At 36.0% G+C, this 15,233-nt stretch carries 19 protein-coding genes; 18 read left to right on the top strand and 1 reads right to left on the bottom strand.

What is annotated here, in order from left to right:
- Nucleotides 1-73 precede the first annotated feature (73 nt).
- The 14 genes from D7D81_RS14510 (at nt 74) to D7D81_RS14445 (ending at nt 11,662) form a co-directional block, all read left to right on the top strand.
- A complete protein-coding gene (locus D7D81_RS14510) occupies nt 74-340 on the top strand; it encodes an IreB family regulatory phosphoprotein (RefSeq protein ID WP_125990775.1) in 267 nt (88 codons plus the stop codon).
- 63 nt (nt 341-403) lie between these two features.
- Nucleotides 404-2,494, top strand: coding sequence for a hypothetical protein (locus D7D81_RS14505; protein ID WP_125990774.1), 2,091 nt, complete (start codon nt 404-406; stop codon nt 2,492-2,494).
- Nucleotides 2,495-2,558: 64 nt separating this feature from the next.
- Nucleotides 2,559-3,800 carry a cell division FtsA domain-containing protein gene (locus tag D7D81_RS14500; protein ID WP_125990773.1) on the top strand — a complete coding sequence of 414 codons (1,242 nt, stop codon included), beginning with the start codon at nt 2,559-2,561 and terminating at the stop codon, nt 3,798-3,800.
- Entirely contained in the window at nt 3,781-5,304 is a 1,524-nt protein-coding gene (locus D7D81_RS14495; protein ID WP_125990772.1) for a baseplate J/gp47 family protein, read from the top strand. Before D7D81_RS14500 ends, D7D81_RS14495 begins: the two co-directional genes overlap by 20 nt.
- Nucleotides 5,305-5,331: 27 nt before the next feature.
- The gene (gene ruvX / locus D7D81_RS14490; RefSeq protein ID WP_125990771.1) at nt 5,332-5,781 is read left to right on the top strand and encodes a Holliday junction resolvase RuvX; all 450 of its coding nucleotides are present in this window, start codon (nt 5,332-5,334) and stop codon (nt 5,779-5,781) included.
- Complete coding sequence (locus tag D7D81_RS14485; RefSeq protein ID WP_125990770.1) at nt 5,774-6,043, top strand: DUF1292 domain-containing protein; 270 nt, start codon at nt 5,774-5,776, stop codon at nt 6,041-6,043. Before ruvX ends, D7D81_RS14485 begins: the two co-directional genes overlap by 8 nt.
- A gap of 141 nt (nt 6,044-6,184) precedes the next feature.
- Nucleotides 6,185-6,484 (top strand): DUF4258 domain-containing protein, encoded by a 300-nt coding sequence (locus tag D7D81_RS14480; protein WP_125990769.1) that lies wholly within the window; start codon nt 6,185-6,187, stop codon nt 6,482-6,484.
- A 55-nt stretch (nt 6,485-6,539) separates the two neighbouring features.
- Nucleotides 6,540-7,538, top strand: a complete 999-nt coding sequence (gene mltG, locus D7D81_RS14475) for an endolytic transglycosylase MltG (RefSeq protein WP_164522273.1) — start codon at nt 6,540-6,542, stop codon at nt 7,536-7,538.
- Nucleotides 7,538-8,134, top strand: coding sequence for an O-methyltransferase (locus D7D81_RS14470; protein WP_125990767.1), 597 nt, complete (start codon nt 7,538-7,540; stop codon nt 8,132-8,134). The genes mltG and D7D81_RS14470 overlap by 1 nt, the downstream gene beginning before the upstream one ends.
- 6 nt (nt 8,135-8,140) lie before the next feature.
- The gene (locus tag D7D81_RS14465; RefSeq protein ID WP_125990766.1) at nt 8,141-9,367 is read left to right on the top strand and encodes a peptidase U32 family protein; all 1,227 of its coding nucleotides are present in this window, start codon (nt 8,141-8,143) and stop codon (nt 9,365-9,367) included.
- Complete coding sequence (locus D7D81_RS14460; RefSeq protein WP_230866976.1) at nt 9,360-9,584, top strand: DUF4911 domain-containing protein; 225 nt, start codon at nt 9,360-9,362, stop codon at nt 9,582-9,584. Before D7D81_RS14465 ends, D7D81_RS14460 begins: the two co-directional genes overlap by 8 nt.
- Nucleotides 9,585-9,654: 70 nt before the next feature.
- Nucleotides 9,655-10,338 carry an RNA polymerase sporulation sigma factor SigK gene (sigK, locus tag D7D81_RS14455; protein ID WP_125990765.1) on the top strand — a complete coding sequence of 228 codons (684 nt, stop codon included), beginning with the start codon at nt 9,655-9,657 and terminating at the stop codon, nt 10,336-10,338.
- Nucleotides 10,339-10,478: 140 nt separating this feature from the next.
- A complete protein-coding gene (locus tag D7D81_RS14450) occupies nt 10,479-10,973 on the top strand; it encodes a YqeG family HAD IIIA-type phosphatase (RefSeq protein WP_125990764.1) in 495 nt (164 codons plus the stop codon).
- Entirely contained in the window at nt 10,970-11,662 is a 693-nt protein-coding gene (locus D7D81_RS14445; protein ID WP_164522272.1) for a cell wall hydrolase, read from the top strand. The genes D7D81_RS14450 and D7D81_RS14445 overlap by 4 nt, the downstream gene beginning before the upstream one ends.
- Before the next feature lie 82 nt (nt 11,663-11,744).
- On the opposite strand, the gene D7D81_RS14440 is transcribed toward D7D81_RS14445, so the two are convergent.
- A complete protein-coding gene (locus tag D7D81_RS14440) occupies nt 11,745-11,984 on the bottom strand; it encodes an AbrB/MazE/SpoVT family DNA-binding domain-containing protein (RefSeq protein WP_125990763.1) in 240 nt (79 codons plus the stop codon).
- Nucleotides 11,985-12,169: 185 nt separating this feature from the next.
- Here D7D81_RS14440 and D7D81_RS14435 point away from each other — a divergent pair, with 185 nt between their 5' ends.
- The 4 genes from D7D81_RS14435 to D7D81_RS14420 are packed head-to-tail and all read left to right on the top strand — an operon-like array spanning nt 12,170 to nt 15,089.
- Nucleotides 12,170-12,625, top strand: a complete 456-nt coding sequence (locus tag D7D81_RS14435; protein WP_125992228.1) for a Fur family transcriptional regulator — start codon at nt 12,170-12,172, stop codon at nt 12,623-12,625.
- Nucleotides 12,626-12,634: 9 nt separating this feature from the next.
- Nucleotides 12,635-13,327: a Crp/Fnr family transcriptional regulator gene (locus D7D81_RS14430; protein ID WP_125990762.1), complete on the top strand. Its 693-nt coding sequence runs from the start codon at nt 12,635-12,637 to the stop codon at nt 13,325-13,327.
- 15 nt (nt 13,328-13,342) lie between these two features.
- Nucleotides 13,343-14,233: a DMT family transporter gene (locus D7D81_RS14425; protein WP_125990761.1), complete on the top strand. Its 891-nt coding sequence runs from the start codon at nt 13,343-13,345 to the stop codon at nt 14,231-14,233.
- A complete protein-coding gene (locus D7D81_RS14420) occupies nt 14,226-15,089 on the top strand; it encodes a shikimate dehydrogenase (RefSeq protein WP_125990760.1) in 864 nt (287 codons plus the stop codon). Before D7D81_RS14425 ends, D7D81_RS14420 begins: the two co-directional genes overlap by 8 nt.
- Nucleotides 15,090-15,233: the final 144 nt, after the last annotated feature.

Genomic DNA, 15,233 nt, shown 5'->3' with positions numbered 1-15,233 from the left:
AATATTATAAATAACATAATAATTAATTTAGGGAAAGTTAAAGCCTGGCTGGCTTAAAAAAGGAAGTGATTTGATGCCTGAAGATAATCTTAATGATAAGACAATGAGGTTTAAATTAAACAAAGAAGAGTTAAGTGAAACGGGCTATGTAATAAAAAAGGTTTATAAGGCATTGGAGAATAAGGGGTATAATCCTATCAATCAGATTGTTGGTTATTTGCTATCTGGTGACCCTGCATATATCACCAGTTATAATGATGCCAGGACTATGGTCAGGACAATTGAAAGAGATGATATCATAGAAGAACTTTTAAGGAATTACCTCCAGGAATTATTGTAATATCTGGAATAGGATTGGCCTTTTTATGGTATACTTAAGGAAAAAGAAGGAGTAAGGACAGGAATGAAGAGATTACTGTTTTTTCTCTCTGCCTTAACACTTTTTCTCCTATCAGGCATTGCTCAGGGGGCAGAACAACCACAGGTAATCTGGCTTATTGCCGATAAATTGAGCCTGGATGAGCTCAACTCTGCTAAAACACCAAATATAGATTATTTACAAAAAAAAGGTGCTTTTAGTTTAATGAATGTCCGGACAGCAGGACGTTTGCAAACTGAAAGTGCCTATTTATCTGCTGGTGCCGGAAAAAAATGTCTGGAAAGTAAATATTCTCAAACGGGAAGAAATATTGGTTCTGCTGTCTTGAATAATCAAATTTCCTTAATTAAAGAAGATAATAAGGGGAATAACTATAACCCGGAAATTGGTTTATGGGGAAAAATTGCCCGAGAAAATGACCTTAAAATAGCTGTACTGGGTAATAGTGATACATACTGGAATGAAAAGAGAACAGTAGTTGCCATGCTTATGGATGAAAATGGTTATATCCCCCTGGGTGATGTTGGTAAGGATTTATTAACAAGCCTGGAATTAAGCAAATATCCCTGGGGATACCAGACTAACTGGCAGGCTATAAAAGAGCGTTATTATCAGTATACCAGTTTAGTTGATACTTTGGTAATTGAAACCGGGGATCTAAGCAGGATAGAGGAGTTCAGAGGGCAGCTGCCAGTTGATATGATTAACTTTGAGAAAAAAAAGGCTCTGGAAAGGGTTGATAGCTTTCTGGGGTTTTTATTAACACAACTTGATCTGACTGAAACTCAGATAGGAATAATAGTACCTACCCCCCCTGATAAGATGATCAGGCAGGGTGCCAAATTGAGTTGGCTCCTGCTGGCAGGGAGAAATATCTGTCAAGGTTATTTATCAACATCAACAACCCGTAGAAAAGGGGTTATAAGGATTACTGACCTGCTGTCAATCTTTATGTTGACTAATGGTATTAAACAGGAGATGAAAATAATTTCTTACCCAGGCAAATTTAGCTGGTCTGAATTAAAACTCTTAAATAAAAGGATTACTCTGATTTCTAAATTTCGCCCCGTATTTATCAAAGGCTTTATTTTGTTACAACTTTTATTAATTATAATTGCTATTTTGGGGATTGTCTGGGGTAAGTTTAAATCTTTTAGCATAATTAACTTTATATCTGAATATCTTTTAATAGCAGTATTGTTTGTACCCTTCAATTATCTTATCATCTCTAACCTACCTATCCTTACAGCATTTGCGATGATATTTTCACTCCTATTTTTAACCTTAGTTGAGTTAATAGTCGTGGAAGGTTTAATACGGCATTATTTATATAGAGTAGTGTTTATTGCTCTGCTTACAATACTTACTATAGGTTATGACCTTTTTCATGATTATTCTTTAATGGCTGATTCATTACTGGGGTATTCTTCAATAATTGGTGCTCGCTTTTATGGAATTGGTAATGAATATATGGGAATATTTATTGGGGGTTTTTTAATCTCTTTTACTGGTTTAATAGAAATAATCAGGGATTATAAAAATGGGATAGAAAAATATTTAATACCAGCTGCTGTGCCTATATTTTTGTCAATAGTTTATCTAATCGGATCTCCAACCCTGGGAGCTAATTTTGGTGGGATGATTACCTTTCTTTTGGCAGGAGGAACAACATATTATTACCTGAGTGGTAGAAAAAATGTTTTTAGGATTATACTGCTGTCTTTAATAGTATTTCTGCTAATTATTTATCTGGATTATAGTGGCTTTTTGAGAATAAGGAGTCATATTGGTCAGGCGGTTTTTAGAATAATTCAGGGGGACTGGCAGTATATATTATTAGTGATAAAACGAAAATTAAGTATGAATCTCAAATTATTAAGATGGACAATCTGGACCAGGGTAATATTTGCTTTTATTATTTATCTCTTATTTGTTTTCAAAAAACCTGGTCCTAGATTAAAAGATCTCTTTATAAAAAGACCTTATCTTAAAGCAGGTTTCTTCGGCGGGCTTGCCGGTAGTATAGTTACTATTTTGGTAAATGATTCCGGTGTAGTTGCTTCTGCAACAATACTTTTTTTTCCCATGTTAACACTATTATATTTATATAAATAATTATCCTTATATTGGTAATAATATAGGAGAAACATGGTAATAATATATCATGGAGGGTGAGAAAATGGGTATATTAAATTCTATACTAGCCAAAAAGAAGAAGAGTTATTTTTCACATCGTTTGATTCTTGACATAGGTACAGAATATTTAAAGGCAGCTATTATTGAGTATAATAATGATGAGAAAAATATTTTAGGTTTCAGCAGGGTTAAACAGGACTATGGTAATATGGATGGAGGGGCAATTACAAATATAGTTGGTGTAGTTAAAACAGCCAGAAAAGCGGTAAAAGGGGCTGAAAACTACACACCATACCGACCCAGGGAAATGGTTAGTGGTATTGCTGGTGAATTTGTCAAAGGAGTGTTGATTTCTGTTAAACAAGCTCGCAGTAATTCAGATAAAAAAATAAATTACAAGGAATTAAATGAGTTGATTGAGAGGGGCCGGGAAAAGGCTTACCAGCAAGCCCTTAAAAAGGCAGCAGAGGAAACAGGAGTAAGTGATATTAAACTTGAATTGATACACTACTCCCTGGTTGAGGTTAAGATAGATGGATACCGGGTAAATAATCCTTATCAATTTCAGGGTAATAATCTTAATCTTGTGGTTTTTTATACCTTTGCACCGCTGGTTCAGCTTGGTGCTATTCGGACTATTGCCAGGGAATTAAATTGCAAACTTGTAGGTACTGTGGCAGAACCTTATGCAGTAGCTCAGGGTATTATGAATAATGAGTCATATGAGTTTGGGGCCATAATAATTGATATTGGTGGGGGAACAACTGATATTGCATTGCTCAGAAATGGTGGTGTAGAGGGGACAAAGATGTTTGCTATGGGGGGGCGTGCTTTTACCCGTACTCTGGCCCGGAATCTACATGTTTCACTGCAAGAGGCAGAAGCTATTAAATTAAGTTATTCCAAACGAAAGCTAAGTAATAATTATAAACAGGTAGACAAATTAATAAAAGGGGATTTACAGATATTATATCAGGGTATTGAGTTTTCACTACACGAATTAGCAGCCGGGGAGCCGCTACCTGCTAATATTTATTTCTGTGGTGGGGGTAGTGGTTTAAAGGGGTTGATAGAGGGCTTTAGTATATTAAATCTACAGGAATGTCTCCCCTTTATTCAAAAACCGCTTATAAAACTGCTAAACGGACGGAATATTGCTAAAATATCTGATAATAATAGACTCCTGACAGGTGTTGAACATACAACTCCGCGTTCTCTTGCCTTATATGGGGCTAAACTAGATAATTATGAAGGGATGGTTTATCTTGAAAGTAAGGGGCTATAGGGTTTTTTATATAGATGAAGAAGAAGGAGTTAGGGACTTAATAGAATTAATCAGGACTACCCCTGTTGATAAACTTGCACTTGTGATACGTAATGGTTTATTAATCTTAAATAGTACAGTTAATTTAAAATTAATTAAGAAATATGCTGATAGGTATAAAAAAGAAATTATTTTTATCAATCCAGACCCTGTTTTAGCTGATAAGGTAATTAGCTCTAATTTTGTAATCTATCCTGACCTCAATGCTCTAGAAAGAAATATTCCCTTTCAGGCAGAAGCCGCAGGAAAAGAACAAAACTTTGATGATAATGATGACAGTTTAGGAAGGGAAAAGAGGGGAAATGTTTTTTCAGCTTTAATGGGTGTTTTTCTTTGTTTGCTGATCTTAGTTATGGCCTATTTTTATTTTCTATATCCTACTGTAATAATTGAAATAAGACCAGTAGTAAAAGAGATGAACTATCAATTTAATATTGCCGGCTCTACCAGCCTTACCAGGATTGACTGGGATAGTAAAAGACTACCTATCCACCAGACTGAGGTAGAGATTACTGGGGAAGATGAAGTAAAAACTACTGGAATTAGACTTCTTGGGGAGACAAAATCATCAGGTATAGTTAAAATTATTAATGAGCGGTCTGAGGATGTAAGAATACCGGCTGCTACTTGGCTAAGTACTTCTGACGGAAAAAAATATCAGACTTTAGAGGAGCTTGTCGTACCAAAGCTAACAGTGGATTATTTAATGGATGTAGCTGTAGGTATGAAGGCTGGTATGGGTGAGGTTAGAATTGAGGCCTTAGAAAAAGGTAGTACTGCTAATGTTGGTATTGGCAGAATTAATACCTTTGTCCATAAATTAAAAGACATCCATGTTATTAACCCTGAACCGACAAGTGGTGGTAGGGATAAAAGGATACCCTTTGTTACTGAAAATGATCTAGCTAGTTTAAAGTCAAGTATTAAAGAAGAATTAGAATCAAAACTGGTTACCAGGATGTATAAAAAATTGGGAGGAAATTATTACATCATTGAAGAGGGCTTGAGCTATTCTGAACCTGAGATTAATTTTAATCATCAGGTAGGTGATGAGGCTGACACACTTAAGGCAACAGCGAGTTTAACCGCTAGTGGGTATTTAATAAGGAATAATGAATTAGATAGGCTGGCCACCAGAATAATCCAGGATAAACTAGATAATAATATGCAGTTAATGAGTTCAGGTGTTAATATTACTGAACTTAAACTTGAAGATGCTGGTCAGGGAATGTATAATATAACAATGGGGTTACTGGCACCTGTTATACCTGCTATTGATACAGATGATTTAGCTGATAGTTTACTTGGTATGGATGTTGCCACTGCCAGGGATTTCTTAAAAGGATATTCTAATATAAATGATTTCAATATTAAGACAGAGCAGAGTAAATTACCAAGGCTTGGTTTTGCTATTAAAGTTGTGGTTATGGAGCCTGATAGTCTGGCGGTTTTTGGTTTGCAATAGTTATAAGAATTTTGGGGGTTATAGTAATTGCGGATAATGGGTCTTGATTATGGTGATAAAACAATAGGTGTGGCAATTAGTGATGTCCTGGGTCTGATAGCCCAGAGTAAAGGGGTTATTCGGCGCAAAAATCTTACAGAAGACTTTATTAAATTACAGGACTACCTTGAGGAGTATCAAATAACAGAGATTGTGGTAGGCTTTCCTATAAATATGAATGGAACCCTGGGTCCAAGGGTAGAAAAGACAAATCAATTTGTAAATTTTCTACGTAAAAGGGTAGATATTCCAGTCAACTTATGGGATGAAAGGCTGACTACTGTAGCAGCAGAAAGAGTACTCCTGGAGGCAGACTTAAGCCGGAGTAAGCGTAAGGATGTAATTGATGCTGTGGCAGCAGCCCTGATATTACAGGGTTATCTTGACTTGAAGAATAGGAAAAAAACAAGGAAAAGAGGGGGAAGAGTATATGAATAAAGAAGGGACTTTTTGGATCAATGAAAAAGAAGGACAATTAATTATAAATGATGGAGAAAATGAAGAAAAATATGTGATAGAAGAGGAGTTAAATCTTGACAGTCAGCGCTATTTTATTATGGTCCCGGCTGAAAATGCGGATGATGAAGAACAGGAAGCCTTTGTTATGAAATTGATTGGTAACGAAGGTGAAGAGGTTTTAGCACATATTGATAATGATGAAGAATTTGCTAAAGTAAGACAGGCTTATCTAGAGTTATAGTAAAATTACATAGCTTAATAATTGAGTCCTTAAGGGGCTCTTTTTTATTAATAGCATAGTTAATTGCTCTCAATTTTTGACAGTATAAGTTTTTCTTATCTGGAAATAATGTTATTAAGAGAAACTAGAGGGGGGCTAATTATGTTATTGGCTGAGTTTAGTATTATTGATTATGGTTTCAGGATTGAAACTACTACACATGCTTTAAGAAGGATGAAGGAGAGGGATATTAATCCGGCTGTGGTAGGAGAGGTAATTAAAGGACTTGATTATAAGATTATGTTTTATAATAATAGTGGTGAAGAGATAGCTATAATTGATAAGGGGCATGATATTGCGGTGATAATAGAGGTTAGATTGTATAAAGTAGTGGTTATTACAGTAATTGATAGGTCTAATATACATATTAAAGAAGGAACACTTTTAGAACAAATTGCATGAAGAGCGCAGCTTTGATATAATATTCCTATTCCAGAGTTAAAAGGGAGAGGGAATAGTGAAAAGAGCTGGTATAATATTCTTTTTGTTTGTGATCTTAATTACTGTGGTATTTCAAATAAGTTATTTGATGGGACCGGTAGATAGAAATGCTGAAAGGTTTGTTTCTTTAAGGGTTAAACCGGGTACAACAAGCCGGGAACTGGGGGAGATACTTGAGAATCTTGGGCTTATAAGGTCAAAATCGTTTTATAATGTAGTAATGGCCCTGACTGGTTATGATAGTAAATTGAAGGCAGGCTTATATGATATTAAACCATCATATAATATGATGGAGATAATTTCTTTACTTGTTGAAGGTAGGATTGCAACATATAAAGTAACTATCCCGGAAGGCTTTTCTGTTGAAGAGATAGCTGAGCGATTGGCAGAGGTAACATTATATAATAAAGAAACATTTCTCCAGAAGGCTAATTTGGTATTTAATAAACCATATTTACAGGAATCTACCAGTAATATCCGGTATGTACTTGAAGGTTTTCTCTATCCAGATACCTATGTTATTCCCCGGGAATATAAACCTGAACAGATATTTAAACTTATGCTGGAAGAATTTGAACGGCGCTGGTGGGACAAATTACAGGACAGCTCTCTAGCCAGTAAATATTCACCATATGAAATAATGATTATTGCTTCTCTAATAGAAGAAGAGGCTAAAATCAAGGAAGAAAAACCCCTGGTTTCTGCTGTGATATATAATAGGCTTAAAAAGAGAATGCCACTGCAGATAGATGCCAGTATTCAATATAGTCTTCCTGCCCGTAAAGAAAGGGTCTTGTATTCAGATTTACAGGTGGTATCAAGATATAATACCTACCGCCATTATGGTTTGCCCCCTGGGCCGATATGCAGCCCAGGTGATGATTCTATTGAGGCTGCTCTGAAACCAGCAGAGAAAGATTATCTCTTTTATTTTGCCCTGGAAGACGGCAGCCATAAGTTCTCCAGAACCTATCATAAACATATTAAACTACAACAGGAGTTGAAGGGTAACTGATGGATGATCTTACCTATGTATTAAGGGATATAGAGGAAAAGGCCCGCCAGGAATATCTCCCGATTATAAGCCCTGAGGTGGGTAAGTTTTTAAGGATATTGGTACAAATTAAGAGACCAGAAAGGATTCTGGAGGTGGGTACAGCAACTGGGTATTCTACTATCTGGTTGGCCAGGGCCGCAGGTCAGGGTGTTGAACTTGTTACGATAGAGAGGGATGAAGAAAGGGCAGAAAGGGCAAAAAAAAATTTTCACAAAGCCGGGATTTCCGGACAGGTAAATTTGAAGATAGGTGATGCCCTTGAAATCCTGCCACTTTTAAGGCGCAGTTTTGATATGGTATTTATTGATGCAGCCAAGGGTCAGTATTTAAATTATTTGGAAGCGGTATTAGAACTGCTACCTTCTGGTGGGGTGATCATAGCTGATAATGTACTTTACCGCGGTTATGTAAGAAAAAAGGGTTTGATTAAACATAAAAGAAGGACAATGGTAAATAGACTCAAAGAATATATTGATGTAATTATGAACCATGAATTACTGGAATCTACTATACTCCCATGGGGGGATGGTCTTGCTATTAGTGTTAGGAGGTAAGGGAAGTTGAAAAAACCAGAACTACTGGCTCCTGCTGGAAATCTGGAGAAATTAAAATTTGCTATACTGTATGGTGCTGATGCAGTTTACTGCGGTGGTCATAACTATGGATTGAGAGAAGGAGCCGATAATTTCAGCCTTGAGGAACTAAAAGAAGCAGTAGAATTTAGTCATAATAATGATAGTAAAATATATGTAACTGTTAATATGATACCACATAATGATGATCTGATTGGGATTGAGGAATATCTTCAGCAGTTAGAAGATATTGGAGTAGATGCTCTGATAATATCAGATCCTGGTATTTTGAGAATACTGCAGTTAGAAGGAATAGAAATTCCGGTTCACCTCAGTACCCAGGCAAATGCTGTTAACTGGGCCAGTATTTCTTTCTGGCAGGAACAGGGTGTTGAGAGGATTATCCTGGCCAGGGAACTATCAAAAGATGAGATTATGGAAATCAGGGATAAAAGTTCTATATCACTGGAAATGTTTATCCATGGAGCAATGTGTATTTCATATTCAGGGCGCTGTTTACTGAGTAATTATATGGCAAATCGTGATGCCAATAGAGGGCGCTGTGCCCATTCCTGCCGCTGGCAGTATTATTTAATGGAAGAACAGAGACCTGGTGAGTATTATCCTATTTATGAGGATGAATCAGGGACACATATCATGAATTCAAAGGACCTATGTTTAATTAATGAGATACCGGATATTATTGAAACAGGGGTTGACAGCCTTAAGATTGAGGGACGGATGAAAAGCCTTCATTATGTATCTACAGTGACCTCTGTTTATAGAAAAGCCCTTGATACTTACCTGCTTGATCCCCAAAATTATGTTTTTAAGGAAGAATGGCTGGCAGAGTTGAGAAAAGTAAGCCATCGTGATTATACCACTGGTTTTTTCCACAGAAAACCTTCTGCCGGGGACCATAATTATCAGTCATCTGCCTACCAGCGGAGTTATGATTTTATGGGCATGGTACGTCAGTACCTGCCAGAGGAGTCAGAGGCTGTGATTGAGGTGCGTCATAAGTTTTTTAAAGGTGATCTTGTAGAGATAATGGGTCCAGGGCTTAAATCCTTTCTTAATAAAATAGATTATATCATTAGTGAAGATGGTGAAATGGTTAATGAGGCTCCTCATCCTAAAGAACTAATTAGGATTCCTGTCAGTAGACCTGTTAAGCCGTATTACATTCTAAGGAGAGAAAAAGCTGATGAGTGACATGCCAGATACCAGGGAGGTTATGATCAAAGTTCCCCGTAAAGAAATAGTTTTTATTGATATGTTATTTAAGGCCTATGAGGGACTGGCTATGGTAACAGTAGATAAAAAGGAAGAAGGCCTTATTATTCTGGATGTAACAGAGGGGACTAAAGATGATGTTCTGGGGATACTTAAAAACCTTCAGGAGAAAATTCCTCTACAAATAATAAAATAAAATTTTATTCACTTTTTACTGGTTCACCTCATATATATAGTTTAGGATTATTTCAGGGGGTGAACTATTTTTGTTATCTCTTTTGGTTGGACTGATAAAGGGTTACCTGATATTAGTATCTTATCTCAGAAGTGGAAAGGTTTTTCCAGAACCCCTTTCACGTGAGGATGAACAGAAATATCTAGAGCTAATGACTAAAGGTGATGAAAAGGCTCGTAATATACTGATAGAGCACAATTTAAGATTGGTTGCCCATATTGTTAAAAAATATGATTCAACACATACTGATAATGAGGACTTAATTTCTATTGGTACTATTGGTTTAATTAAGGGGATTAATACCTATGACGGTACTAAAAAAACCAAACTTGCTACCTATGCGGCCAGATGTATAGAAAATGAGATATTGATGCATCTAAGATCAACTAAAAAGCTCAGTCATGAAATGTTATTGCAGGAATCAATTGGTTCTGATCGTGAAGGCAATGAAATAACCCTATTAGATATTCTGGAAGGTAATGAAGATTCAGTTATTAATAAGGTTGAGAAAACGATTAATGAAGAGAAACTATATTATAAATTGGAGAATTTATCAGAAAGAGAGAAAAAGGTTATTCAATTACGTTACGGTTTGCTTGATGGAGAGCAGTTGACACAGCGGGAGGTAGCAGCCATACTGGGAATATCCCGCTCATATGTTTCAAGAATAGAAAAAAAAGCAATAGAAGAGCTTGCCAGATTATTTAATAAATAGACCGGATATCCGGTCTATTTATGGTTCTTTTTTACTAATTTGACATTTCACTTGATTTATTTTATGATATAGGTAATATAGAAGATATGTATAAAAATATTCTAAATGGTATATAATAAAAAAATAGTAGGTGCTGTATAATGATTAACAAGTTAAAACCAGATCAGTACTATCAGGATGTTTTCTTAATTGATTTTGACTTACTAAAAAAACAGGGTATTAAGGGGGTCATCTGTGATATAGATAATACGATAGTACCCTGGTCAGAGGAAGAGATATTACAGGAGATTATCGACTGGTTTAGTGAGATTAAAGATAGGGGTTTTCAAATCTGCCTTGTTTCTAATGGTACAGCTAAAAGAGTTAATTATTTTAGTGAGAAACTTGATCTGCCTGCCTTTGGACAGGCTGTTAAACCAGCAGGAAAGGCTTTTAGAAAGGCTCAAACTGTAATGGCACTTAATTCATCAGAGATTGTTGTTATAGGTGACCAGCTTTTTACTGATGTATTTGGAGGTAATCGAATGGGTTTTGTGACGATACTGGTTGACCCCATGAACAGCAGGGAGTTTTTTACTACCCGTATAATGAGGTTATTAGAAAGGATGTTTTTTAAAAGGGGGGAAGAAAAATGACTTTAAAGACTTTGAAAAAGAAAATATTATTTATATTCCTGATCTGTCTATTTGTAGTTGTCTATCAACTAGAGGTATCTGCCGCTTATAATCTTATCTTTGGTGAAAGGATACTAAAGGATGGTGATGAAGGAGCAGATGTAGCTATTTTACAGAGGAAATTAAAGGAATTATCTTATTATAATGGGGTAATTGATGGTTTATATGGGAAAGGTACCACTAATGCTGTTAAATTATTTCAAAGAGATAATGGCTTAATGACTGATGGGATTGTTGGAGATGAAACCTATCAGGCTTTGCCTAAAGGTAATCTGGAAAGCAGAATGGATGTTTCCAGAGAGGAAATAATTCTACTGGCCCGTATTATTAATGGTGAGGCCAGGGGTGAGAGTTTCAGGGGTAAGGTTGCTGTTGGGGCGGTTATTATTAATCGTGTTGAGAGTGATAGTTTTCCTAATAGTATTAGGGAGGTTATCTTACAGAGGAATCAGTTTAGCTGTCTTTTAGATGGGCAGGCTAATTTCTATCCACAGAAGAGTTCTATTGATGCGGCTCGGGCGGCTCTGTTAGGCTATGACCCGACATATGGTTCATTGTTTTTCTATAATCCTAAAGTTGCTACCAATGTTCAGTGGATTTCAACAAGACCGGTAGTCGCCAGTATTGGCGATCATATTTTTGCTAGATAAATAAAAAAATAAATAAAAAAATTAGCACCCTGAACGTAAGGGTGCTAATTTATGTAAACATTAACAAAATTACTGAGATCTGTTACTCAGACATGCTTTCTGCACAATCATGACAGATAACCTTTCCTTTAAATTCAAAGGTGTCATCTGCATTGCCACAGAAGATACAAGCTGGTTCATATTTTTTAAGTATAATTTTTTCTTCATCGACATAGATCTCCATTGGGTCTTTTTTATCGATATTCATTGTCTTGCGCAGTTCAATGGGTATGACCATTCTGCCTAAATCATCAATCTTCCTGACTATGCCAGTAGATTTCATATAAAATCCTCCCTTCTTTTTACATAAAACGACAAATGATGATAAAATTATTATACTATTAATTCCAAAAAGAGTCAATAGTAAATACTAACTTTTTTGAGTAATATTTCAATTAAGTTTAATTTGTATTATTTACTCTGGACTGGTAAAATATATTTAACTATTTAAATAGGGTGGTGAAGAGATTGACTGATCAACTGTTGGAGAGTTTAACAGCTAAACTGGTAAATAACAATTACAAATTAACATCCCAACGCAGGTTAATCCTGGAGGTGTTGGTAGAAAATAGTGACAAACATTATAGTGCAGAGGAATTATATGATCAAGTAAAGGAGATAAACCCTGATGTAGGACTGGCAACGATATACCGTAGTCTGGAGATATTGTGTGAGCTGGGGATAGCTTACCAGCTTGATTTTGATAGTAATTACCGCCGTTATGAGTTAAATCTGGAAGATGGGAGACATCATCATCACCTTATTTGCAAGGAATGTGGTCGTATTATAGAGTTTAATGATGATGATCTGGAGAGTTTTGAAAATAAATTAGAAGAAAATTATGATTTTATTATTAAAGAGCATCGGATAAAATTTTATGGCATTTGTGCTGATTGTCAAAAAGACAAAGATTTTGAAGGGTAGGTTTTTTATATGGAGGAGAGGCAGAGGTGTTTAAAAGAACTAGCTGTTTTTTCCAGGCTTAACTGGGATGAAGTAAAACTGATCTGTGAGAAGGCCTATGAGAAGAAATATTTAAAGGATGAGGTTATTTTCTTTGAAAGGAATGATGATGATAAGCTCTATATCCTGGTAGCTGGTAGGGTAAAGCTATCTCTGCTGTCACCTGATGGTAAGGAAAAATCCCTTACTATACTTCAGGAGGGTGATATCTTTGGGGAAATATCCCTTTTTGCCCAGGATGCTCATCCAATGACAGCAGAGGTAATAGAAGATGCCAGACTGGTAATTATCTCGCTGGCTGACCTGGAGTCCATTATTATGAAAAATCCAGGAGTGGCTATTAAGATTATTGAAGCCTTGGCTAAGAAATCTCGCCTGCTGACAAGTCAGATCAGAGAGCTTGTTTTTCAGGATGCTGAGGGTCGGCTGGCAAGCCTTTTGCTCAGATTTGCTGATGAGTTTGGTGTTCGGGTAAAGAGTGGTCAGATGATTGATATTGTTCTGACACATCAGGAGATCGCTAATCTGTTGGGGGCTTCCAGGGTCACTGTTACCAAATTATTGAACAGATTGACAGATGAAGGGATAATAAAAAAATATAAAAGAAAGATAGTAATTATTAAACGAAGTAAACTGGAGGAGAAGATAGAAATTTACAAATAATCCGGGAGGAAATAGATGATTTTAAAAAATAAACAATATAAGGGTGACCTTTTATTAATAATTGTTGTGATGCTCTGGGGGAGTACTTTTCCTATTATGAAATATATTATAGAAGGTATTAACCCCTTTTTTTTAATTGCAGTTAGGTTTACAGTTGCTCTGCTGGCCCTGCTTTTTTTTCTGAAAAACAGGGTAGCAAATGTAAGCCACCATAGCATTAAAAAGGGCCTGATGCTGGGTCTTTTGTTATTTAGTGGGTATTGTTTGCAGGTGATTGGACTTAAGTTTACTACAGCTTCAAGGTCAAGTCTTATTACTGGACTTGCGGTAGTTGTAGTTCCCTTAATCCTGGTATTTTTGTTAAAGAAAATACCGGATTTGTTTAGCTGTCTGGGGATAATATTATCAATTATTGGCCTTTTTCTTTTAACAGAGACAAATGGTAATCAAGGGTTTAATTATGGTGACTTTTTAACAGTACTTTGTTCATTTTTTTTTGCTTTACATATTGTCTTACTGGATAAATATCTTAAAAAAGAAGATCCGTTCATTTTGACTTTTATTCAACTGGCTGTGACTGCTATTGCCGCTTATTTATTAGCATATTTTGACAATGGTATTGGCAGGATAGATTATGTTTCAGCAGCTGTTATTTTATATACTGGTTTACTGGCAACAGCACTGGCTTATTATTTACAGAGTTGTGCACAGCAGTATACAACACCTACCCATGCTGCTCTGGTTTTTACTCTTGAGCCGGTTTTTGGTGCACTTTTTTCATTCCTTTTTCTGGGGGAAGCATTAGGAAGAAATGGTTTAACAGGTGGGTTTTTTATTATATCTGGTATGTTACTGGCTGAATTGAAGCCAGGTAAAAAGAAAAAAAGGAGGTTAAGTAATGGTTAATACAAAAACAACTTTACTTGGTTTAATTGGTTATCCGATAGGTCATTCTTATTCACCACTACTTCATAATAGTGCTTTAAGGAGATTAGGACTAAACTATGTTTATCTGGCATTTTCGGTAAAACCTGGGGAGCTAGCAGATGCTGTTGCCGGTATACGCTCCTTAAATATCAGGGGTGTTAATGTAACAATTCCTTATAAGGAAGAGATTATATCCCTGCTGGATAAAATTGACCCTTTGGCAGAAAGGGTTGGTGCAGTTAATACAATTGTAAATGATGAGGGTATTTTAAAGGGGTATAATACAGATGTAATTGGTATAAAAAGGATGATAGAGGAAGATGCAGGTTTTATGATTGAAGAAAAAAATGTAGTTATTGTAGGAGCAGGTGGTGCAGCCCGGGCAGTAGGAGTAGCAGTTTGTGAGAGTGGGGCAGCAGGAATTACTATTATTAACCGGACCCATAAAAAGGCTAAACTGCTGGCTGATTTTCTGGAAAAAACTTATAGTAATTTATCCATAGGATATGTAGAACTATCAGTTGATCAGTATTATAATGTGATTAAGGAGGCTGACCTTTTAATTGATACTACACCAATAGGGATGGCACCAGAGATAAAGGTTAGCCCAGTCATAGAGCCCCAGGCTTTGCACAGGGATTTATTGGTGATTGATCTGGTATATAATCCGGCAGAGACTGTTTTGTTGAAGGCTGCCCGGGATGTAAATGCATCAGGCTTGAATGGCGAAGGAATGCTTCTTTATCAGGGAATAGAGTCATTTAAGTTATGGACAGGACATGAACCTGAAGTAACTAAATGGAAAGAAATACTAAAGAAAAGAAAAAATTTCTAAAAAAGCAGGAGTTTTACGAATTTTATAGAAATATATTTACAAAGGGCGGATTTTATGATACTTTAGTCCTATGCTTATCATACTTTAGTCCTAGATTTTTCTGTATAGACAGATAAAAGGATTACTTATAAAATTGTAGGAGAG

Origin of the sequence: Halocella sp. SP3-1, from assembly GCF_003953885.1 — a bacterium.
Classification (GTDB): domain Bacteria; phylum Bacillota; class Halanaerobiia; order Halanaerobiales; family DTU029; genus Iocasia; species Iocasia fonsfrigidae.
The sequence above is the reverse complement of the archived record's forward strand: the minus strand, read 5'-3'. Positions and strand labels throughout refer to the sequence as shown.